15 protein-coding genes are annotated in these 21,265 nt (G+C 70.2%); 11 read left to right on the forward strand and 4 right to left on the reverse strand.

The window, feature by feature from the left end; genetic code table 11:
- Nucleotides 1-188 precede the first annotated feature (188 nt).
- Both hglS and FHU36_RS25115 read right to left on the reverse strand, forming a co-directional pair.
- A complete protein-coding gene (gene hglS, locus FHU36_RS25110) occupies nucleotides 189-1,568 on the reverse strand; it encodes a 2-oxoadipate dioxygenase/decarboxylase (RefSeq protein WP_185086313.1) in 1,380 nt (459 codons plus the stop codon).
- Between the two features lie 130 nt (nucleotides 1,569-1,698).
- Nucleotides 1,699-2,634: a LysR family transcriptional regulator gene (locus FHU36_RS25115; protein WP_185086314.1), complete on the reverse strand. Its 936-nt coding sequence runs from the start codon at nucleotides 2,632-2,634 to the stop codon at nucleotides 1,699-1,701.
- A gap of 133 nt (nucleotides 2,635-2,767) precedes the next feature.
- Between FHU36_RS25115 and FHU36_RS25120 the strand changes: the two genes are divergently transcribed.
- The 3 genes from FHU36_RS25120 to FHU36_RS25130 all read left to right on the forward strand — a co-directional run bounded on the left by FHU36_RS25120 (nucleotide 2,768) and on the right by FHU36_RS25130 (nucleotide 8,271).
- Nucleotides 2,768-5,641 (forward strand): FAD-binding and (Fe-S)-binding domain-containing protein, encoded by a 2,874-nt coding sequence (locus FHU36_RS25120; RefSeq protein ID WP_185086315.1) that lies wholly within the window; start codon nucleotides 2,768-2,770, stop codon nucleotides 5,639-5,641.
- Nucleotides 5,638-6,795, forward strand: coding sequence for a Glu/Leu/Phe/Val family dehydrogenase (locus tag FHU36_RS25125; RefSeq protein ID WP_185086316.1), 1,158 nt, complete (start codon nucleotides 5,638-5,640; stop codon nucleotides 6,793-6,795). The genes FHU36_RS25120 and FHU36_RS25125 overlap by 4 nt, the downstream gene beginning before the upstream one ends.
- A 150-nt stretch (nucleotides 6,796-6,945) precedes the next feature.
- Nucleotides 6,946-8,271, forward strand: a complete 1,326-nt coding sequence (locus tag FHU36_RS25130; RefSeq protein ID WP_185086317.1) for an NAD-binding protein — start codon at nucleotides 6,946-6,948, stop codon at nucleotides 8,269-8,271.
- Here the strand turns inward: FHU36_RS25130 and FHU36_RS25135 are convergent.
- Nucleotides 8,228-10,495 carry an ATP-binding protein gene (locus FHU36_RS25135; protein ID WP_312891798.1) on the reverse strand — a complete coding sequence of 756 codons (2,268 nt, stop codon included), beginning with the start codon at nucleotides 10,493-10,495 and terminating at the stop codon, nucleotides 8,228-8,230. The two genes, FHU36_RS25130 and FHU36_RS25135, sit on opposite strands and share 44 nt — an antisense overlap.
- Before the next feature lie 301 nt (nucleotides 10,496-10,796).
- Between FHU36_RS25135 and FHU36_RS25140 the strand changes: the two genes are divergently transcribed.
- The 8 genes from FHU36_RS25140 to FHU36_RS25175 all read left to right on the forward strand — a co-directional run bounded on the left by FHU36_RS25140 (nucleotide 10,797) and on the right by FHU36_RS25175 (nucleotide 18,797).
- The gene (locus FHU36_RS25140; RefSeq protein WP_185086319.1) at nucleotides 10,797-11,792 is read left to right on the forward strand and encodes an ornithine cyclodeaminase family protein; all 996 of its coding nucleotides are present in this window, start codon (nucleotides 10,797-10,799) and stop codon (nucleotides 11,790-11,792) included.
- Between the two features lie 22 nt (nucleotides 11,793-11,814).
- Nucleotides 11,815-13,365, forward strand: a complete 1,551-nt coding sequence (gene amaB / locus FHU36_RS25145; protein WP_185086320.1) for an L-piperidine-6-carboxylate dehydrogenase — start codon at nucleotides 11,815-11,817, stop codon at nucleotides 13,363-13,365.
- A gap of 20 nt (nucleotides 13,366-13,385) precedes the next feature.
- The gene (locus tag FHU36_RS25150) at nucleotides 13,386-14,534 is read left to right on the forward strand and encodes a branched-chain amino acid ABC transporter substrate-binding protein (protein ID WP_185086321.1); all 1,149 of its coding nucleotides are present in this window, start codon (nucleotides 13,386-13,388) and stop codon (nucleotides 14,532-14,534) included.
- On the forward strand, nucleotides 14,531-15,424 hold the full coding sequence (locus tag FHU36_RS25155) for a branched-chain amino acid ABC transporter permease (protein WP_185086322.1): 894 nt from the start codon (nucleotides 14,531-14,533) through the stop codon (nucleotides 15,422-15,424). Before FHU36_RS25150 ends, FHU36_RS25155 begins: the two co-directional genes overlap by 4 nt.
- An 80-nt stretch (nucleotides 15,425-15,504) precedes the next feature.
- Nucleotides 15,505-16,407, forward strand: a complete 903-nt coding sequence (locus tag FHU36_RS25160; RefSeq protein ID WP_246502560.1) for a branched-chain amino acid ABC transporter permease — start codon at nucleotides 15,505-15,507, stop codon at nucleotides 16,405-16,407.
- On the forward strand, nucleotides 16,404-17,171 hold the full coding sequence (locus FHU36_RS25165; RefSeq protein ID WP_185086324.1) for an ABC transporter ATP-binding protein: 768 nt from the start codon (nucleotides 16,404-16,406) through the stop codon (nucleotides 17,169-17,171). The genes FHU36_RS25160 and FHU36_RS25165 overlap by 4 nt, the downstream gene beginning before the upstream one ends.
- Entirely contained in the window at nucleotides 17,164-17,886 is a 723-nt protein-coding gene (locus tag FHU36_RS25170) for an ABC transporter ATP-binding protein (RefSeq protein WP_185086325.1), read from the forward strand. The genes FHU36_RS25165 and FHU36_RS25170 overlap by 8 nt, the downstream gene beginning before the upstream one ends.
- A gap of 14 nt (nucleotides 17,887-17,900) precedes the next feature.
- Nucleotides 17,901-18,797, forward strand: coding sequence for a LysR substrate-binding domain-containing protein (locus FHU36_RS25175; RefSeq protein WP_185086326.1), 897 nt, complete (start codon nucleotides 17,901-17,903; stop codon nucleotides 18,795-18,797).
- A gap of 118 nt (nucleotides 18,798-18,915) precedes the next feature.
- Here the strand turns inward: FHU36_RS25175 and FHU36_RS25180 are convergent, their stop codons facing one another.
- Nucleotides 18,916-21,102: a RelA/SpoT family protein gene (locus tag FHU36_RS25180; protein WP_221496564.1), complete on the reverse strand. Its 2,187-nt coding sequence runs from the start codon at nucleotides 21,100-21,102 to the stop codon at nucleotides 18,916-18,918.
- Between the last annotated feature and the right edge of the window lie 163 nt (nucleotides 21,103-21,265).

Consider the following 21,265-nt stretch of genomic DNA (forward strand, 5'->3'; position numbering starts at 1 on the left):
CCTCGCGCGGCTCGCCGGGTCCGGCGCGGCTTCATGCGGTTGCCGAGGGCTTTCGCGAGCGACGGGGTCTCCCGCGGACACGCCCGGCCGCTGCGTGCCGCCCGAGCCGGGCGAGGGGGCTGCCGGTGGCAGTCGCGGACATCCGACGCGCATCGAAGATCCTTCCCTCATGCTCACCGGCGGCACCGCTAGACGGTCAGCCCGAGCGCCCGGAGGGTCAGGGCCAGGGACTCGTCCTGTTGTGCCGCGTAGAGCTCGAAGGGATCGTGCACGGGCCGCTCGATGGTCTCGGTGAGCCATCGCGCGTCGTAGTGGGCTCCGCCCACGGTGGCGTTCCGGGTGCCTTCGCCTGTGAGGTTGGATTGGAAGATCCCAGCGGCCGAGCGAGGCAGGAAGTCCTCGTAGACGATGGGGTGGGCGGTGATCCAGCCGTCTGCCAAGAGTCCGTCGACGTCCGCGGGTGGTTGCCGGCGGTCGCCGGGAGGTCTGGTGGCCGGCTGGTAGGTGAAGTAGGCCAGGCGCTCGGTGAGCAGCCGGCGCTCGTCGCCGGGGAAGCGGGCCTGCCAGATGCTCCGGGCTAGATCCTGCCTGGTGACGTGGGGATGGTCGGCGCTCCGCAGGTCGGTTTCGGTGACGAGCTCGTCGTACAGGGCGCGGCCGGCCGGGGTGAGGGCGATGCCCCGGGCCTCGACCTCACCGAAGCGGACACGCAGCGACCCGGTGGTGACGCTGCCATCGGGTTCGCGGAACTTCCTCGGCTCGGCGAGTGCGCGGAAGGAGGTCTGGCGCAGCAGGACGTCCGGGCCGTCCCAGCGCGGTGGGCCCTGGACATCATCGATCATGGCGATGCCGCGGGCCGCCATGCGCTGGTAGAGCAGGTCGATGTCGAGCACGCGCGGCGTGAGGTGGTTGATGTGCGTGCTGGAGACGCCGCCTATGTCGGCGGCGACGGCGGAGACGCGCTCCAGCTCCGCGTACCACGTGCGGTCCACCGGCTCGGCGGACAGCTTGAAGGCGACCACGGCGAGGGCGAGGAAGCGTTCGGCCTGCTCGTGCGGCAGCCCCGCGTCACGTTCGGCGCGGCGGGCCAGGTCGAGGAGCTCCGGCGTGAAGAGTTCGCGGCGGGAGAGGAACCTCTCCAGGCGGTCCTGCAGGTCGGCGTCGAAGAAGCGCCGGTCGGCGGTGGTGAGCAGCGAGGTGAAGACCCGGAACGGGTTGCGGGCCAGTTCGACGGCGTCGATGGGACGGAAAGCGGTGGAGATCACCGGTACCGCGCTGAAGGTCGCATCGCGCAGGTCGTAGAAGCCCACGGGGTACATGCCGAAGGCGGCGAAGATCTGGGCCGCCTGGCCCATCTCCAGCGGGGTGCCGACACGGATCGCACCGTGGCGTTCTGCCGTGATCCGGTCGATGCCGCCCAGACGCTCGGCGTCGGCGTTCTCACGCATCACCTCGTGATTGACCTCGCCGGCGACGTCGAGGAGCGTGGTGTATGCGGGCACTTCGCTCCCGTACATGTCCGACAGGCGACGGGCGAATGCGGCGCGCAGCCGCCAGGTGGGAACCATGCGAGCCTCCTGGGTGTCGTTCCACGGATCCGGGGCACGGCTCGGGTGGGGCCGCGGTTTCCAGCCTGGGAGCGGGGGCGGCGATTGGCCAAGACCCAGCAGGGCGGGAGCTGGTGGCCGCCAGACCAAGCTACGCTTGCCCTGGGTCCCCTGATACGGCGAGCCAGGGGTCGTCCGTGGCGACAGCCGCTTTGATCGCCCGCAGCGCGGGTTGCAGGAGCGGGTTGACGTTGGCCGCGCGGTGGGCCACGAGGACGCGGCGATGAGCCAGATGAGAGGCGATCGGCTCGGCATGGACGCGTTCGTCGGGCACGTGCCCCAACGCGGGCACGACAGCCACGCCCAACCCTGCCCCGACGAGTTGGCGCACGACGTCGTAGTTGTCGCTGCGCCGCGTTATGGCGGGCGCGAAGCCGGCGGCCGCGCACAGGCGCTCCAGTGAGATCGCGCCCGCCGTGCCCTCCCGGCTGGTGATCCACTGAGCCGCCCGGAGTGCCGGCAGTCGCGCCGTCGCCTCGCCGGCGTTCGCGCGCTGACGCTGCGTCAGGAGCAGCAGCGCCTCGCGCAGCAGTGGCACCGTCACCAGCCCCGCCGGCCACCGCTGAGGCACGTGCCCGTACTCGTACAGCAGGGCAGCGTCCAGCTCGCCGTTGACCAGCAGCTGGGCCAGTTCGTCCGGCTCGCCCTCCTCCAGCAGGATCTCCGCCGCGGGATGGCCTGCCACCAGGTCCGTCAGGGCGTCGGGCACCAGGCGCACGCTGGCCGTGGGGAAGCTGCCCAGCCGCAGGCGGCCTACTCGCCCGGCGGCCAGGTCACGTATCTCGTCCTCGAACTCCCCGAGCATCGCCAGCACGCGGCCGGCCCGCTCCACGAGCTGGTCGGCCGCCGCGGTCGGCCGGATGCCGTGGGCTTGCCGTTCGAACAGCAGAAGGCCGCACGCCCGCTCCAGGCCCGCCATCTGCTGTGACACGCCCGAGGAGGTGTAGCCGAGCTCGCGCGCCGCGATGGCGAACGAACCGGTGCGGCAGACCACCTCAAGGGTGCGCAGATGAGTCGGATTCATCATGAACCGGCTCCAGACCAAGGAATGCTTGCTCTCACGGCTACAGGCTACCGGGCTTCTGGCTCTTGGCTCGCCGTGCCCCCTCCCCTCACGCTGGAGGGGAACTCCTCCGCATGACTACGCCCCGGGGGCCACCATGGCATCATCGGCCGGCGAGCCGATCCTGACCGCACTGCGCCGCGTCGTCCGCGGCGAGGTGACCGCCGATCGCGGCCGCCTCGCCCAGTACGCCGCGGACGCCTCCAACTATCGCCGCGTCCCGCTGGGCGTGGTCTTCCCGCTGGACCGCGAGGACGTCATCGCGGCCGTGGCGGCGTGCCGGCGCCACGGTGTGCCGCTGACCTGCCGCGGCGCCGGAACCAGCACCTCCGGCCAGGCGATCGGCTCCGGCCTCGTCCTGGACTTCTCCCGGCACTGCAACCGCATCCTGGACCTCGATCCGCGGGCGCGCACCGCCCGGGTCGAGCCGGGGCTGGTCCTGGACGACCTCCAGGCCGCAGCGGCCCAGCATGGCCTGGCCTTCGGTCCGGATCCGTCCACCCACAGCCGGTGCACCATCGGCGGCATGATCGGCAACAACGCCTGCGGGTCGCACTCCCTCGCCTGGGGGCGCACCAGCGACAACGTCATCGAGCTCGAAGTCCTCACCTACGGCGGGACGGTCCTCACCGTCGGGCCGACGACAACGAGCCAACTCGAGGACGCCATCGCCGAAGGAGGCGAACGCGGCCGACTGCTTGCCGGCGTACGCGACCTTGCGATGGAGAACCTGGGCACGTTGCGCACCGAGTTCGGCCGCTTCCCCCGGCAGGTCTCCGGGTACGCGCTGGAACACCTCCTGCCCGAAGCGCGGTTCAACCTGGCCCGCGCCCTGGTCGGCTCCGAAGGCACCTGCGCCGTGGTGCTGTCCGCCAAGCTCAGCCTGGTACGCCGCCCCCGCGCGCGGGCGCTGGCCGTGCTCGGGTACCCCGACGCGCCCGCCGCGGCGGACGCGGTGCCCGCCCTGGTGGAACGGGCGCCGATGACGCTCGAAGGCCTGGACCGGGCGCTGACCCGCATGGTCACCCGCCCGGCCGCGCTGGCGGCCGTCGAGCGCCTCCCTGCCGGCGATGCCTGGCTGTTCGCCGAGGTGGGGGCGGACACGCCCGACGAGGCCCGGCGCGCGGCGTCCGATCTCGCCACAGCGGCCGAGCGGACCGCCGGGTTCCTGGGCACGTACGTCGCCACCGGCCCGGACGAGCAGCGGGCCCTGTGGGGGATCCGGGAGGACGGCGCGGGGCTGGCGACCCGGCTTCCCGACGGGTCCGAGGCGTGGCCCGGCTGGGAGGACGCCGCCGTTCCAGCCGAACGTCTCGGTGCCTACCTGCGCGACTTCAACGACCTCATGGCCCGCTATGGCTTGCAAGGGGCGGTATACGGCCACTTCGGGGAGGGCTGCCTGCACGTCCGCCTTGACTTCGACTTCGAGACCCACGAAGGCACGAAGGCGTTTCGCGCCTTCCTGGCCGACGCCGCCCGCCTGGTCGCCGAGCACGGCGGCTCGCCCTCCGGGGAGCACGGCGACGGGCAGGCCCGCTCCGAGTTCCTGGGCCTGGTCTACAGCAGGCAGGCGGTGGAGCTGTTCGAGCGGTTCAAGCACCTCTGGGACCCCGGCGACAAGCTCAATCCCGGGGTGATCGTCCATCCTCGTCGCTCCGACCACGACCTGCGCGTCAGCCCGCGCCGCAGCACGATCCCGCTGCACACCACGTTCTCCTACCCCGACGACGGCGGCGACTTCGGCCGCGCGGTGCGCCGCTGCGTCGGCGTCGGCAAGTGCCTGACCGGAGGCTCCAGCGGATCGGTGATGTGTCCCAGCTACCGGGTGACCCGCGACGAACGCGACTCCACCCGGGGCCGTGCCCGGCTGCTGTACGAGATGGCGCAGGGGGAGCTGATCGACGACGGGTGGCGCTCCCGAGAGGTCCGCGACGCACTGGACCTGTGCCTGTCGTGCAAGGGGTGCAGCTCCGACTGCCCCGTGGGGGTCGACATGGCGACATACAAGTCGGAGTTCCTGCACCACCACTACCGCGGCCGCCTGCGCCCGCCGGCCCACTACTCCATGGGATGGCTGCCCGTGTGGTCCCGGCTCGCCGCCCGCGCCCCTCGTCTGGCCAATTCGGTCACCTGCTCGCCACTCGCGCCGCTGGTCAAGCGGCTCGGCGGGATCGCCCCGCAGCGTGGCATCCCCGCGTTCGCGAGCGAGAGCTTCCTCCACTGGTTCCGCCGCCGCGACGGCGCGCGGGAGGGCACCCCGGTGCTGCTGTGGGTCGACTCGTTCAACAACCACTTCAGCCCGCACGTGCTGCGGGCCGCCGTCACCGTCCTGGAGGCCGCCGGCTTCCAGGTGCACGTGCCGCCCGGCACCCAGTGCTGCGGACTGACGTGGATCAGCACCGGCCAGCTCGGGGTCGCCCGCAGAGTGGCCGCGCGCGCCGTCGCGGCGCTGGAGACCCGGCCCGACGTGCCGGTCGTCGGTCTGGAACCGAGTTGCACCGCCGCCCTCCGCGGCGATCTGCCCAGGCTGCTGGACACCTCTGCCGCGCGCCGTACTGCCGGCCGCGTCAAGAGTTTGGCCGAGATTCTCCTCGAACACGCCCCGCACTACACGCCGCCGCGGATCGACGCCCGCTCCATCAGCCAGACACACTGCCACCAGCACGCCGAGGGCGGGTTCGACGCCGACGGCGAGATACTGCGGCGAGCGGGCGTGCACAACACCGTCCTGCGGTCCGGCTGTTGCGGGCTCGCCGGGAACTTCGGCTTCGAGCGCGGCCACTACGACGTCTCGGTCGCCGCCGCCGAGCAGACGCTGCTTCCCGCCGTGCGCGCCGCCGCCCCGGACACGCTGATCCTCGCCGACGGTTTCAGCTGCCGTACCCAGATCTCCCAGCTCAGCGACCGCACCGCCATACACCTCGCCGAACTCCTCGCCATCACGACCGCCCGAAGGAAACGCACGTCATGACGGACACGCTCGCGCTTATCGACGAATGGGGACCGGAGAAGGTGGTGGTCGTCTCGCACCGCCGAAGTGGGATGAAGGGCGTGCTGGTCATCGACAACACCGCCCGCGGCACCGGCAAGGGCGGCACCAGGATGAGCCCGCACGTCACCGTCGGTGAGGTCGCCCGCCTCGCCAGGGTCATGACCTGGAAATGGGCCGCCGTCGACATGTTCCACGGCGGCGCGAAGGCGGGGATCGCCGCCGATCCCGCCTCTCCGGACAAGGAGGCGATCCTGCGCGCCTTCGTACGCGCGCTGTCCAACGAGGTCCCCCGCGAGTACGTCCTCGGCCTGGACGTGGGCCTGACCGAGCGGGACGCGGCGATCATCCAGGACGAGCTCGGAGACCGGGGCGCCGCCGTCGGCACACCGCAGGAGCTGGGCGGCGTCCCGTACGACGCGCTCGGCATCACCGGGTACGGCGTCGCGGAGGCCGCCGACGCGGCGGCCGGGGCGAGCGGGTTCTCCCTGGCCACTGCCAGGGTGTCCATTCAGGGCTTCGGCGCCGTCGGCGCCGCCGCCGCCCGGCGTCTGGCGGAGCTCGGCGCGAGCGTCGTGGCCGTCTCCACTGCCCGCGGTGCCCTGCACGACCCAGCCGGCCTGGACGTCGAGCGTCTGGTCAAGCTGCGCGAGACTTACGGGGACTCCCTGATCGACGAGTACGGCTCGGTCCCCGTCCGCGCCCCGGGCACCGAACTGCTCGTGCCGTGTGACATCCTCGTGCCCGCCGCTCTGCAGGACGTCATCGACGCCGATCTCGCCACCCGCCTGCGGGCACGGCTCGTCGTCGAGGCGGCCAACCTGCCCACGTCCCCCCAGGCGCAGCGAGTCCTGGCGGAGCGGGGCGTCGGCATCGTGCCCGACTTCATCGCGAACGCCGGCGGCGTGGTGGCCGCGGGATTCGCCATGGAAGCCCGCTACTCGCCCTTCCGGCCTGACCCGGCACGGATCTTCCCGCTCGTCTCGGCCAAGCTGCGCGACAACACCGAAGCGGTTCTGGCGACGGCCCGTACCTGCGGCATGCGGCCCCACGAGGCGGCGCGCACGATCGCCCAGGACAGGGTCCGTGCCGCCATGGGGCTCAAGGGCCGCGTTCCCCTCGCGGAGCGGGCATGACAGCGGCGCACCACCTGGCCGGGCAGAGCGCCACATCCGAAAGCGCCACGTCCGGAAGCAGCGCATCGCGCTGCCACTGCGGCCGGGTCCTGAATCACTGCATGGGCTGCGAGAGCCTCCGCTGCTTTGGCTGCGACCCCTACCGCTCCGATGACTGCGACCTCCTTTCCTGAGCCCGTCTACGTCGTGATCGGCGGCGAGGCGGCCCGGGGCGTCTGCGGCTCACTGCTGGCGGTCGGCCACACCGTGCGCCACCTCGTCCAGCCCACCGACAAGGACCTGCACGAGGCGCTGGGCCAGCACGTCGCGGGCGTGGCGATCCTGCTCGACGACGATGTGGAATCTCTGCGCTATGCCCTCGCCGTGGAGCACATCCGCCCCAGCGTCATGCTGGTCGTCCAGATCTTCGACCGGACCGTCGCCGAACAACTGGTGCGGGTGGTGCCCAACTGCCGCGTCACGTCGCCGGCCGACGTCGCGGTGCCCGCCTTCCTGGCGGCCTGCGTGGCACCCGACCTGCTTGCCGTGACGCGGACGCCCTCCGGGCACGTCGCGGCCCGCTGGGACGGGAACACCGTCCGCCAGGAGCCCTACCGGCTGCCGCGCCCGCTGCGGCGGCGAGCGCGGATGGGCAGGGTCAAAGGCCAGTTGCGGCCGCACGACGGCAGCTCCCGCATCATGCTCGCGGGCCTGGCGGGGCTGCTCGCGGTGCTCTTCGCGGACTGGGCGTGGTCCGTGGCGGTGCACCGCAGAGCACCGATCGAGGCGCTGTTCGACGCGGTGCGCACCGTGTCGACCGTCGGACCGGCGTCCGCGCACGGCTCGGACGGCTACCTGCTGTTCGCCAGCGTGGCAATGATCATCACCATGGTCTTCACCGCCGTCTTCACCGCCGGCATGGTGGACCGGCTGCTGGCGCCCCGCTCGCTCGGCATCGTGGGCCCCCGGACCCTGCCCCGAGCCGGCCACGTGGTTGTGGTCGGTCTGGGGCAGGTGGGCCTGCGGCTGTGCACCCAGCTCCAGGATCTGGGTATCGGCGTGGTGGCGATCGAACGAGATCCGGCCGCCCCCAACCTCCGGGTCGCCAGGGCACTCCGGGTACCCGTCCTCGTGGCCGACGCCGTGGACGCCTTCGTGCTCGCCAAGGTCCGCCTGCACGCCGCGCAGGCTCTGGTGGCCGTGGCCTCCGACGACCTGGAGAACATAGCGGTCTCCGTGGCGGCGCGGGCGATCGCGCCCGATCTCCGCGTGGTGATCAGAGCGGGCGATCACGACGCCATCAGGGAGACCCGCTCCTTGTTCCGGATCGGCCTGGTCCATGACCTCAACAGCATGAGCGCCGCGTTCACGAGCGCGAGTCTGCGCGGGTTACTGCCGCGGGGCGTGTTGGCACACGGCAGGCGACTCCTGCTTCAGCAGGAGGACGGCACGGTCACGCCGTGGCCACAGGCGGATCGGTGCGGTCATGAACGCTGATCGGCCGCTGCGCGCGGGATCGCTCGGACATCCAGACGGCTATCTGAGCGCGGGACTTGAAGCCGAGCTTGGCCAGGATGTGCTCGACGTGCGCCTCAGCGGTGCGCTGCGCGATCACCAGCGCGGCCGCGATCTCCTTGTTGCTCATGCCCCGCGCGACGAGCTCGGCGATCTCCGCTTCCCTCCGCGTCAAGGGCGACGGCTCCGCGGCCTCCGGCGCAGCGGCGTCCTCCCGCAGCGCCAGCTCGATCAGCGCGGCCAAGGAGAGCCCTGCGCCTTTGTGCACGGCATCGTCGAACGTCCTCGCGGGCAGGGCACGCCGCACCGCCTCCTCGCAGCGCGCGTGGTGGTCCGTCAGGTACCCGAAGAGCGGCCCGCCGATGGACTTCCACAGGTTTGCGACCGCCCCGAGCAGCCGGGCGGCGCGCTCGTTCTCTCCCTGCTCCGCGGTGATCCAGGCCATCACCTCCACGCACATGGCGAGCCCGAGGCGGTCGTTGAACGGCCGCTTGAGCCGAATGCTCTCCAGCTGCAGAGCATGCGCCCCGGACGCGTCACCCACCCGCCAGGCGGCGATGCCGGACACACACAGCGCGTACGACTTGAACCACAGCTCGCCGTGCGCATCACACACGGCCACGCAGTCGTCGAAGAGCGCGGCTGCCTGATCGTGGTCGCCGAGATACGACTGGGCCGTGGCCAGGTACATCTGCGAGATCGCCGCGCTCATGCGATCTCCGAGGTGCTCGTATCGCTTGCACGACGTGCCGAGCAGGATCACGGCCCGGGGCAGATCCTGATCGATCAGCGCGCCCAGCCCCTCGACGTGCATGCTCATCGCGAGAGTACGAGCATCGTCCAAGCGACCGGCCAGCGCCCGGCCGTCCCGCAGCACCGGTCCAGCGGAGGCGAAATCGCTCTGCAGGATCGCCAGCCGGGCGTCCACGATCAACGCCTTGGCCCGCACCGCGGTGGGGGCGGTGTCCAGGGATAGCAGCAGGTCGAGCCAGCGCCGCCCTTCACGCAGCGAACTGGTCGCGATCCAGTAGTAGCAGAGAGCGGCGGCCATGCTCAGCCCGCTGCGAGCCTCATGCCGCTCGGTGACACAGAAGTCCAGGGCAACCCGGATGTTGCCCTGCTCGACGCGCAGCAGGGCGAACCACTCCGCCTGTCCGGGCCCGAACCATTCGGGCTCCGCCCGAGCCACCAGCCGGTGGAACCAGTCCCGGTGGCGGCGCCGCAGTTCCTCCTCTTGCCCGAGCTCGCGCAACCGTTCACGGCCGTACTGTTTGATGGTCTCCAGCAGCCGGTATCGGACCCGGTGGGCGTGCTCCTCCCTGATCAGGATGGATTTGTCCACGAGGCCGGTCACCACGTCGATGACCTCCTCGGGCGAGATGCCATCCCCCGAACACACTTCTTCGGCGGCCTCCAGTTCGATGCCGTCGGCGAACACTGAGGCGCGGGCCCACAGCAACTGCTCCTGCTTCGTGCACAGGGCATGGCTCCAGCCGATCATCTCCCGCAGTGTCTGCCGGCGTGGCAACGCGGTCCGCGAGCCGGTGGTCAGCAGTCCGAACCTGTCGTCCAGCCGCTCCAGCACCTGTGCCGGCGAAAGCACCCTCAGCCGAGCGCTCGCCAGCTCGATCGCCAACGGTATCCCGTCCAGGCGCGCGCAGATCAGCTCCACGGAACGGCGGTCGGCCCCGGTCAGCGTGAACCCCCGCAGCACGGTCTGGGCGCGCTCGGCGAACAACTGCACCGCCTCGTCGCTGGGCAGCGTGGGCACATGGAGCACCTGCTCGCCGGCGATGCCCAGCGTCTGGCGGCTCGTGGCGAGGATGCGCAGGTCCGGCAGGTGCCGTACGAGCCGGTCCGCCAGCTCGGCGCACTCGGAGATCACGTGCTCGCAGTTGTCCAGGAGCAGCAGCGCCTGCTTGCCGCGCAGATTCTCGACGAGCACCTGCAGCGCGGGCCGTGCGGAACGGTCCTGGATCTCCAGTGCCTCGCCCACCGCGTGCACGAGCAGTTCCGGAGTCTCCACCGCGGTCAGGTCGACCAGCCACACGCCGGCGGGGAAGGCCCGCCGGACCTCGTCGGCGAGCCGCATGGCCAGCCGGGTCTTGCCGACACCGCCCACGCCGGTGAGCGTCACCACTCGCGCGGCCGACAGCAGCCGCCTGGCCTCCGCCAGCTCGCGTCGCCGGCCGACGAAACTCGTCACCTCAGAGGGCGTCCCGCCGGCGGGGCATTCGGCATCCGGTGCTGTCTTGGCCATCTGTCGCCTCGTCGTGTCGGTGTGGGGCGGTGCCCGGTGCGCTGCGCCGAATTCATCTCCTACACGATACGCAGAAGGCATCCAAAGCCCTAGCACGACTTTAGTGATCTCGCGAGTCATGCCCTGCTCGAAAAGTTGGTCACTTTAGTTCTGTTCATGTGAGCCGCGAATTTTTCGGTTGAGTGGAATCGCTGCGTCTCCCAGAATCGAACGCACCGAGACCCCGATTGAACGCAGGGAGATCTACATGACCGGGACGGCGAGCAGGGCCGCCTTCGAGATCGTCAAGGGAGTTCGTGAGATTCTCACGCTCACCGAGGCCGAGGTCGAGGAGAACCTCGATCCCCAGGAGTTGCTGGACGGCCTGGAGGACGGATTCCGGGGGCTCGAACTGGGCGAGGTCCAGTCGCCTTTCCGGCCGGAGCTGACCGTTCCGGGCAAGGGGTTCTCCTTGGCCATGTCGGCCTGGCAGCCGGGTTGGCAGATGTGCGTGAAAGTGGTGAACGTCTTCGACGGAAACCTCGATCTCGGACTGCCCAACCACCTCGCCATGATTAACCTTTTCGACCCGGAGACCGGGGCGACGACGTGCGTCATGGACGGGACCTACATCACCGGGATTCGCACCGCGGCGTCCGCGGTGCTGTCCGCGCGGCTGCTGGCCCGGCGCGACGCGCGGGTCGCCACGATCGTCGGCGCGGGCGTCCAGGCTCGCGAGCACTTGCGGTTGCTGCCCCTGATCCGGGCATTCGACCGCATCAACGTGTGCTCGCTCCACGTCGACGAGGCGGAGCGGCTGGCCGCCCGCGACGACATCGCTCACGCCTGGGCGGACCTGGAGGCTGCCGTGCGCGAATCGGACGTGGTCTGCCTGGCCACGCACGCGGCCGCGCCGGTGATCGATCCGGACTGGCTCAAGCCCGGCGCGCATGTGTCCTCCGTCGGGTACTTCCCGCCGGAGGGCGAACTGCCCCGCGAACTAGCGCAGCGGCATCGCCTGTTCGTGGAGTCACTCGACGCCTTCGAACCGGTGCCGATCGGGTGCTCCGAGCTCTCCACCGCCGATCCCGGCAAGGCCACGACGCTGGGTGCGGTCGTCCTCGACCCACGAGCGGGCAGGCGGGACGACCGTGAGATCACCGTGTACAAGGCCATGGGGATCGGCATGGAGGACATGGTCGCGGCCAACCTCGTCTACCGTCGCGCGCTGCGCGACGGTGTCGGCGGGGTCATGGCGTGGTAGCGAGCGGAACCGGAGTCTGGCCGTGACATCACCATCCCCGACGTCCCTTCACCCGCGCTCCAGCGAGGACCTGCGCCATCTGGCCCGGGCATGCCTGCAGCGGTGCGGCGTCGCCATCGACACCTCCGCCCGCAGCACTGTCACGGCCCGCACGCCGGTGACGGGGGACGAGCTGTTCGACATCCCGGCCGCGGACGCCGCGGCCGTCGGAGCCGCCGTTCAGGCCGCCCACGAAGCCTTCCTGCGGTGGCGGACCGTGCCCGCCCCAGAGCGGGGACGGCTGGTCAAGCGGTTCGGCGAGCTGGTCGAGCTGCACAGGCACGACCTGGCCGAGCTGATCATGATCGAGGTCGGCAAGATCCGCTCCGAGGCGCTCGGCGAAGTACAGGAGATGATCGACGTCTGCGACTTCGCCGTCGGCCTCTCGCGCCGCCTGGAGGGGCGCACCATGCCCTCCGAGCGACCGGGACACCGGCTCATGGAGACCTGGCATCCGCTGGGCGTCGTCGCGGTCATCTCCGCGTTCAACTTCCCGGCCGCCGTCTGGGCGTGGAACGCCGCGATCGCGCTCGTCTGCGGTGACACGGTCGTGTGGAAGCCGTCACCGATGACAAGCCTGACCGCGCTCGCCTGCTCGGCCCTGCTGGAGCGCGCCGCCGCCGAGTGCGACATGCCCTCCGAGATCAACCGGCTGGTCATCTGCGACGTGCCGGCGGCCGGAATCCTGCTCGACAGCCCGCTGGTCCCCCTGGTGAGCGCGACCGGATCCGAGCGCATGGGCGCCGAGATCGCCCCGCGCATCGCCCGGCGCTTCGGACGCTCGATCCTCGAACTCGGCGGCAACAACGCCGCGGTGGTGGCGCCGTCGGCCGACCTGGACCTCGCCGTCCGGGGTATCGCCTTCGCGGCGGTCGGGACGGCGGGCCAGCGCTGTACCACCATGCGACGGGTGATCGCCCACGAGTCGGTGGTGGACGAGCTCGTCGAGCGACTCGACGCGGCTTACGCGAAGCTTGTGGTCGGCGATCCGTTCGACGAGGCCACGCTGGTGGGGCCGCTCATCGACGGCACCGCGTTCGGCGCGATGCGCCGAGCGGTGGACCGCGCCGTCCGAGACGGCGGCACCGTCGTCACGGGCGGCACCAGGGTTGACCGGGAAGGCGCTCCGCAGGCGTACTACGCCCGGCCGGCCATCGTCCGCATGCCCGGCCAGAGCGACATCGTGCGCCAGGAGACCTTCGCCCCGCTCCTGTACGTCATGACGTACGACTCCTTCGAGGAGGCCGTACGGCTGCACAACGCGGTACCCCAGGGCCTGTCGTCGTCGATCTTCACTCTGGACCAGCGCGAGGCCGAGAGCTTCCTCGCCGCCGACGGCTCCGACTGCGGCATCGTCAACGTGAACATCGGCACCTCCGGCGCGGAGATCGGCGGCGCGTTCGGCGGCGAGAAGAGCACGGGAGGCGGCAGGGAGTCCGGCTCCGACGCCTGGCGCGGCTACATGCGCCGCGCGACCAACACCATCAACTACTCCTCCGCACTGCCACTGGCACAAGGCGTCGCATTCGTCTAACAGAAGAAAGGAGGAATCGCATGCGTGCCATTCCTCTGAAGTCAATCGCGGCGGTCGCCGCCCTCGGCCTCCTGGCCTCCGGTTGCGGTCAGGGCCTGCTCGGCCAGGAATCCGGGGGCGAGCAGCACGGCCCCATCGTCCTGGGCATGCTCATTCCGCAGTCGGGCAGCGAAGCCTCGATCGGGCCGTACATGAGCAACGCGGCCCGGCTGGCGGTTGACGAGATCAACGCCAAGGGCGGCGTGCTGGGCCGCAAGCTGGAGCTGAAGACCGCCGACGACGCCTGCGACGCCCAATCGGCCACGGCCGCCGCCAACAAGCTCGTCACCGAGGGCGTGCACGTGTCCGTGGGCGGCTACTGCTCAGGAGCGACGCTGCCCACGCTGCCCATCTTCGGCAAGGCGACCATCCCGATGATCATTCCGGCGGCGAACTCGCAGGAACTGGTCGACCAGAAGCTCGAGCACGTCTTCATGATCAACGGTACCGGCGCGCAGCAGGCCGAGGCCGCGCAGAAGTGGATCGCCGGGCAGGGCGGTCAGCGTGTCGCGCTGATGCACGACAACACCAGCTACTCCAAGGACATCGCGCTGCGCACCCAATCGAGTCTCGGAGCGGCGGCGGTCACCGTCGAGGCGGTGACGCCGAAGGAGAGCGACTACAGCGCCAACATCACCAACGTGCTGGCCAAGAAGCCCGACTTCGTCTACTGGACCGGCTACTTCCAGGAGGGCGGCTTGATCGTCCGCCAGCTGCGGCAGGCCGGCTACAAGGGTTCGATCATGGTCGGTGACGGATCGGTGTCGCCGAAGCTGGCCGAGATCGCCGGCGGCGAGGCGGCCGAGGGCGTTTACGCCACCATGACCCAGACGCCCGACACCCTGGAGGGTGCGAAGGGCTGGATCGAGGCATACAAGAAGAAGTTCAACGCCGAGCCCGGGCCGTACTCCAATCAGGCCTACGACGCGGTCCGGCTGGCGGCCGAGGCGGTGGGCAGGGCGGGCGGCACCGACGGCGCGAAAGTGATCGCCGCGCTGGAGGCGATCGACGGGTTCCCCATGTTCTCCGGGCCGCTGAAGTTCACGCCGGAGCACACGCTGGCCGGCGGCGGGTTCCAGATTCTCGTGGTCAAGGACGGCGCCTTCGCCCTGCAGGATTCGCTGTCATGACGCAGCTCGTCTGGAACGGTCTGTTCGTCGGCTCGTTCTACACCCTGGTGGCGTTGGGCTACAGCATGGTGTACGGGATCATCAAGCTGCTCAACTTCGCCCACGGCGACCTGTACATGCTGAGCGCGTTCACCGGTTTCGCGATCCTCGGCGCGTTCGGGGGCGTACCCGCCTCGATGGGGCTGCTGGCGCTGCTGGCCGTGCTGCTGGTGACCATGGTCGCCTCCGGCCTGGCCGGGGTGGCGCTGGAACGCATCGCCTACCGGCCGCTGCGCCGGGCACCCCGGCTGTCCCTGCTGATCACCGCGGTCGGCGCGTCCTTCGCGGTGGAGTACGGGATGCGCGCGGTGGCCGGAGCCGATCCGCAGGTGTACCCGGTGCGGCTGGGCGGCACGGCGATCGAGGTGTTCGGCGCCCGGCTCACCCTGCAGCAGCTGGTGCTGGTGGGGGCGGCCGTGGCGCTGATGGCCGGGCTGAACCTGCTGGTCACCCGCACCCGCGAGGGCCGGGCCATGCGGGCCATCGCGCTGGATCCGCGGACCAGCTCGCTGATGGGCATCGACGTGGACGCGGTGATCTCCCGCACCTTCTTCCTCGGCTCGGCGCTGGCCGGAGCGGCAGGCGTGATGGCCGGCGCCTACTACGGGAAGATCGACTTCCTGATGGGGTTTCTGATCGGGTTGAAGGCGTTCACCGCCGCGGTCATCGGCGGTATCGGCAACATCCCCGGCACCATGCTGGGCGGTCTGCTGCTGGGCCTGCTGGAGTCGTTCGGCACGTTCTGGCTCGGAGGCGAGTGGCGGGACGTGTTCACGTTCGGAGTGCTGATCCTGTTCCTGACGGTGCGGCCGACCGGGCTGCTCGGTGAACGCGTCACGGAGCGAGTATGACGACGGCCGATCAGAGCAAAACCGGGACCGAGCCGCGTCCCCCGGGAACGGGCAGGACCCCTGGCCGCGCCTCGAAGCTGTTGGGCAACAATCGAGTCGGGCTGGCCGGCCTGCTGATCGCGCTGGCGGCGCCGTTCGTGAACGCCAGCCCGTACGCGCTGGCGGTGATGACCAGCACGGTGATCTTCGTGATGCTGGCGGCCGGGCTGAACATCGTGGTCGGCTACTGCGGGCTGCTGGATCTGGGATACGTAGCCTTCTTCGCCGTCGGCGCCTACACCAGCGGCGTGCTGGCCACCCGACTCGAGTTGCCGCTGGTGGCCACCGTGCCGGTGGTGCTGGTGGTCACCGTGATCGCCGGGATCGTCATCGGCGCCCCGACGCTGCGGCTGCGCAGCGACTACCTGGCCATCGTGACGCTGGGCTTCGGCGAGATCATCCGCATCTCTGCCAACAACCTCGACATCACCGGAGGCCCGTCCGGCATCTACGGCATCCCGCCGCTGACCACCAGCCCGGTGGTCTTCTACTACCTGACTGTGGCCGTGGTCGCCCTGGCCGTGCTCGGCGCGGCCCGGCTCGGCCGCTCCCGGCTGGGGCGCGCCTGGCGGTTCGTCCGCGAGGACGAGGACGCCGCCGAGGCCATGGGCGTGCACACCTACCGCATCAAGCTGGCCGCCTACATCGCCGGCGCAGTCTGGGGCGGCCTGGCCGGCGTGCTGTTCGCCTCCCAGCTGTCGGCCATCTCCCCCAACAGCTTCACCTTCCTGCAGTCAGCGCTGGTGCTCATGGCCGTGGTCCTGGGCGGCATGGGCTCGGTCCCGGGCGTCGTCGTCGGCGCCATCGTGATCAGCCTGCTCCCGGAGATCCTGCGCGACCTGGCCGACTACCGCTTCTTCCTGTTCGGCGTCCTGCTCATCGTCTTCATGCTGGCACGGCCCCAGGGCTTGTGGCCCGCCCGATCCAAGGAGCCGCTCACATGACCCTGCTGCGCATCGAGGATCTCCGCCTGTCCTTCGGCGGGCTGCTGGCCATCGACGGGTTGTGCTTCTCCGTCGGCCAGGCCGAGATCGTCTCGGTGATCGGCCCCAACGGCGCCGGCAAGACCTCCGCCTTCAACTGCGTCACCGGCTTCTACCGGCCCGCCGGCGGCCAGATCACGCTGCGCGGCAAGAGCCTGAGCGGCCTTCGCCCCTCGGCCATCGCCGGCCTGGGCATCGCGCGCACCTTCCAGAACCTGCGGCTGTTCGGCGAACTGTCGGTGCTGGACAACGTGCGCGCCGGCGCCCACCTGTGGCTGCGGCAGAGCATCTTCGACGCTCTGCTACACACCCCCCGCTACGGCCGCTCCGAGCGCGAATGCACCCAAGCCGCCCACCACTGGCTCGACTTCGTGGGCCTGCGCGGTGACCGCTACGGCGCCGCCCGCAACCTGCCCTACGGCGAGCAGCGGCGCGCCGAGATCGCCCGGGCGCTGGCCCGCCGCCCGGACCTGCTCCTGCTGGACGAACCCGCCGCCGGGCTGAACCACGGCGAGAAGGCCGAGATGCTCGACCTCATCCGCCGCATCCAGGCCCTGGGCATCGCCATCGTGCTCATCGAACACGACATGGGCCTGGTCATGGAGGTCTCTGAGCGCGTCGTCGTGCTCAACTTCGGCCGCGAGATCGCCGACGGCCGCCCCGAGGACATCCGGCGCGACCCCGCTGTCATCGAGGCCTACCTGGGGAGCGACACCCATGCTTGACATCCACGGACTCGACGTCCACTACGACGGCGTGCACGCCCTGCGCGGCCTGTCCGTGACCGTCGAGCAGGGCGAGATCGTCGCCCTGCTCGGCAACAACGGAGCGGGCAAGACCACCACCCTGTCCGCGATCTCCGGACTCGTGCGTCCCGGCGACGGCACCGTCGTCTTCGACGGCCAAGAGATCACCCGTGACAAGCCCCACACCATCGCCGCACGCGGGCTGGTGCACGTCCCCGAAGGCCGCCGCGTCTTCTCCACCCTCACCATCCACGAGAACCTGCAGCTCGGCGGCTACATGGTGCGCGATCAGGCCGAGATCCGCAAACGCATCGCCCACATCTACGAGCTGCTGCCCCGTCTGGCCGAACGCCGTGACCAGCAAGGAGGCACCCTCTCAGGCGGCGAACAGCAGATGCTCGCCATCGGCCGCGCCCTCGTCACCGGCCCTCGACTGCTCCTTCTCGACGAGCCCTCCATGGGGCTGGCTCCACTCGTGGTCGCTTCCGTCATGCGGCTCATCGCACAGATCAACGCTGAGGGCACCTCCGTCCTGCTGGTCGAGCAGAACGCCACCGCCGCCCTCGGGATCGCGCATCGCGGGTATGTCCTCGAGAACGGCGTCCGCATTCTCGAGGGCCACGCCGTCGAATTGCGCGCTGACCCCAGAGTTGCCGACGCCTACCTCGGCGGCATGACACATGAGCCCAACTAACGTAGCGTGAGCCCATGGAGCTGGATTCAGGGACACTGACAAAGCTTCGAGCCTTCGAGGCGGTCGGGCGTCATCTTAGTTTCGCTAAGGCAGCTCAGGAGCTTTACGTAACCCCGGCCGCCCTCAGCCACCATGTGCGTCATCTGGAGGAGGAGCTCGGAGTTCCGCTCATCACGCGCCTGCACCGGCGCATCGAGCTCTCCCCCAGCGGGATGAGGCTCCTCCCCGAGTGCTCGCAGGCGCTCCAGATCCTCAGCCGCGCGGTTCGAGAGGTCAAACGGACCGACCAGCAGGAGACTCTCACGGTCAGCGTCGCCCCGTACTTCTCGGCGAAATGGCTGACCCCACGGCTGGGCCGGTTCTGGGCACATCACCCGGACATCGACCTGCGGCTGCACCATGCCTACCAGCCGGCCGACTTCCTCACCGACAACCTGGACGCGGGGATCAACTGGTGTCCGGGCGACTGGCCCAACGCCGAGAGCACGCTGGTGCTGCACGGCCGGCTCACGATCGTGTGCAGCCGCGCCTACCTCAAGCAGTTGCCTCCTGATCCCTCCCCCCACGATCTGCTCGACCACAGGCTCATGTTCGAGTTCAGCATCGAGCATCTGATCCGCTGGTTCGAAGCCTCCGGCGTCAACCTTCCCGCACCACCCAGAGCCGACCAGGTGGACGACTCCCACACGCTGCGCAGGCTCGCCCTGGACGGCCACGGCGCCGCCCTGTTCTTCTCTGGCCTGATTCACGAGGACCTCCGGACCGGCCAACTCGTCCGCCCGTTCGACGTCGAGATCGATCCGGGCAGCGCGTACTACCTGACCAGGCCGAAGGACCGGCCGGTCGGGCGACGACTGAAGCTCTTCACCGCATGGCTGATGAGCGAGATCGCCACGAGCCCCTACGTGTGATCACGGCCGCGTCCACGAGTGGATCGAGACTGACCGCGCCCGACCCGCTGTCCGCCCGCTGCGCCCGTGCGGCGGGTGGCGGCTTCCCCGGCCGTGCCGCGCGCGAGGGAAAGACGGGTCAGGTGGCGCCGCTGACGCGGTAGACGTCGAAGACGCCCTGGATGCTGCGGACGGCCTTGAGCACGTGGCCGAGGTGTTTGGGGTCGCCCATCTCGAAGGTGAACTTGCTGACCGCCACCCGGTCGCGCGAGGTGGTGACCGACGCGCTGAGGATGTTGACGTGCTGGTCGGACAGCGTCCGCGTGACGTCGGAGAGCAGGCGCGGCCGGTCGAGGGCCTCCACCTGGATCGCCACGAGGAACACCGAGTCGTCGCCGGGCGACCAGCTCACCTCGACCAGCCGGTCGGGCTGCGACCTGAGCTGCTGGACGTTGGTGCAGTCGGCGCGGTGCACCGACACGCCGTGGCCGCGGGTGACGAAGCCGACGATCTCGTCGCCCGGCACCGGCGTGCAGCACTTGGACAGGCGCACCCACACGTCGGCGTCGCCCGCCACGACCACGCCCGCGCCGCCGCCACGGGGGCGGCCCTGCAGGCGCGTCGGGACCGACGTCTCGGCGATGTCCTCCTCTGCGCTGTCCACGCCGCCGATGGACGCCACCAGCTTCGTCACGACCGTCTGCGCGGCGACGTGGCCCTCCCCCACGGCCGCGTAGAGGGCCGACACGTCGGGGTAGTGCAGGTCGCGGGCGAGCGCCAGCAGCGACTCACCGGACATCAGCCGCTGCAGCGGCAGGCCCTGCTTGCGCATGGCCCGGCCGATGGCCTCCTTGCCCGCCTCGATCGCGGTCTCGCGGCGCTCCTTGGAGAACCACTGGCGGATCTTGTTACGGGCCCGGCCCGACTTGACGAACTTGAGCCAGTCGCGCGACGGGCCGGCATCGGGCGACTTGGAGGTGAAGATCTCGACCGTGTCGCCGTTGCCCAGCCGCGACTCCAGCGGCACCAACCGGCCGTTGACCCGGGCCCCGATGCAGCGGTGGCCGACCTCGGTGTGCACGGCGTAGGCGAAGTCGACCGGCGTCGCGCCCTCGGGCAACGCCACGACCTGGCCGCGCGGGGTGAAGACGTAGACCTCCGACACCGACAGGTCGAAGCGCAGCGACTCCAGGAACTCGCCCGGGTCGGCGGTCTCCTTCTGCCAGTCGAGGAGCTGGCGCAGCCAGGCCATGTCGCTGCCGGGCTTGACCTTGCCCTGCGGGCCCGGCGAGCCGACCTCCTCCTTGTACTTCCAGTGGGCGGCCACGCCGTACTCGGCCCGGTGGTGCATGGCGTGCGTGCGGATCTGCAGCTCCACCGGCTTGCCCTCGGGGCCGATGACCGTGGTGTGCAGCGACTGGTACATGTTGAACTTGGGCATCGCGATGTAGTCCTTGAACCTGCCGGGCACGGGGTTCCATCGCGCGTGGATCGTTCCCAGGGCCGCATAGCAGTCGCGCACGCTGTCGACGAGGACCCGGATGCCCACCAGGTCGTAGATGTCGTCGAAGGCCACGTCGCGGGCGATCATCTTCTGGTAGACGGAGTAGTAGTGCTTGGGCCTGCCCTTGACCACGGCGCGGATCTTGGCCTCGCGCAGGTCGCCGGAGACCTTCTCGATGACCTCCTGGAGGAACAGGTCGCGACGGGGCGCCCGCTCCGACACCATGCGCGCGATCTCGTCGTAGCGCTTGGGGTAGAGCATGGCGAAGGCCAGGTCCTCGAGCTCCCACTTGATGGTGTTCATGCCCAGGCGGTGGGCGAGCGGCGCGAAGATCTCCAGCGTCTCGCGGGACTTCTGGTGGCGCTTGTGCTCGGGCAGGTAGCGCATGGTGCGCATGTTGTGCAGCCGGTCGGCCAGCTTGATGATCAGGACCCGGATGTCGCGCGACATCGCGACGACCATCTTGCGCACGGTCTCGGCCTGCGCGGCGTCGCCGAACTTCACCTTGTCGAGCTTGGTGACGCCGTCGACCAGCGATCCGATCGTGTCACCGAAGTCGGCCCGCAGCTCGTCGAGGCCGTAGGAGGTGTCCTCGACGGTGTCGTGCAGCAGCGCCGCGCACAGCGTCTCGTCGTCGGTGCCCAGCTCGGCCAGGATCGTCGCCACGGCCAGCGGATGGGTGATGTACGGGTCGCCCGACTTGCGCTTCTGGTCGCGGTGGTGGTGGGCGGCGACCTCGTAGGCGCGCTCGATGAGGCGCAGGTCGGCCTTGGGGTGGGTGGCGCGAACGGTCCGGAACAGCGGCTCCAGCACGGGGTTCATGGCCCCACCCCCAAATCGCCGTCGACGCACCGCGGGAGCGCCACCGGCAGGCTCGGCACCTCCGGCGTCGGTTACGTCGGGCACGACCACTTCACGGGGCACACAGACTCCTCATGTTCGAGTCCAGGTCCCCCAGTGTATCCAGGTACGAAACCTGGCCCGC

This window comes from Nonomuraea muscovyensis (assembly GCF_014207745.1).
Classification (GTDB): domain Bacteria; phylum Actinomycetota; class Actinomycetes; order Streptosporangiales; family Streptosporangiaceae; genus Nonomuraea; species Nonomuraea muscovyensis.

What these genes read in the sequence shown, in the direction of transcription:
- hglS (WP_185086313.1), bottom strand. Translation starts at nt 1,568, where the DNA reads ATGGTTCCCACCTGGCGGCTGCGCGCCGCATTCGCCCGTCGCCTGTCG.
- FHU36_RS25115 (WP_185086314.1), bottom strand. Translation starts at nt 2,634, where the DNA reads ATGATGAATCCGACTCATCTGCGCACCCTTGAGGTGGTCTGCCGCACC.
- FHU36_RS25120 (WP_185086315.1), top strand. Translation starts at nt 2,768, where the DNA reads ATGGCATCATCGGCCGGCGAGCCGATCCTGACCGCACTGCGCCGCGTC.
- FHU36_RS25125 (WP_185086316.1), top strand. Translation starts at nt 5,638, where the DNA reads ATGACGGACACGCTCGCGCTTATCGACGAATGGGGACCGGAGAAGGTG.
- FHU36_RS25130 (WP_185086317.1), top strand. Translation starts at nt 6,946, where the DNA reads ATGACTGCGACCTCCTTTCCTGAGCCCGTCTACGTCGTGATCGGCGGC.
- FHU36_RS25140 (WP_185086319.1), top strand. Translation starts at nt 10,797, where the DNA reads ATGACCGGGACGGCGAGCAGGGCCGCCTTCGAGATCGTCAAGGGAGTT.
- FHU36_RS25150 (WP_185086321.1), top strand. Translation starts at nt 13,386, where the DNA reads ATGCGTGCCATTCCTCTGAAGTCAATCGCGGCGGTCGCCGCCCTCGGC.
- FHU36_RS25155 (WP_185086322.1), top strand. Translation starts at nt 14,531, where the DNA reads ATGACGCAGCTCGTCTGGAACGGTCTGTTCGTCGGCTCGTTCTACACC.
- FHU36_RS25165 (WP_185086324.1), top strand. Translation starts at nt 16,404, where the DNA reads ATGACCCTGCTGCGCATCGAGGATCTCCGCCTGTCCTTCGGCGGGCTG.
- FHU36_RS25170 (WP_185086325.1), top strand. Translation starts at nt 17,164, where the DNA reads ATGCTTGACATCCACGGACTCGACGTCCACTACGACGGCGTGCACGCC.
- FHU36_RS25175 (WP_185086326.1), top strand. Translation starts at nt 17,901, where the DNA reads ATGGAGCTGGATTCAGGGACACTGACAAAGCTTCGAGCCTTCGAGGCG.
- FHU36_RS25180 (WP_221496564.1), bottom strand. Translation starts at nt 21,102, where the DNA reads ATGAACCCCGTGCTGGAGCCGCTGTTCCGGACCGTTCGCGCCACCCAC.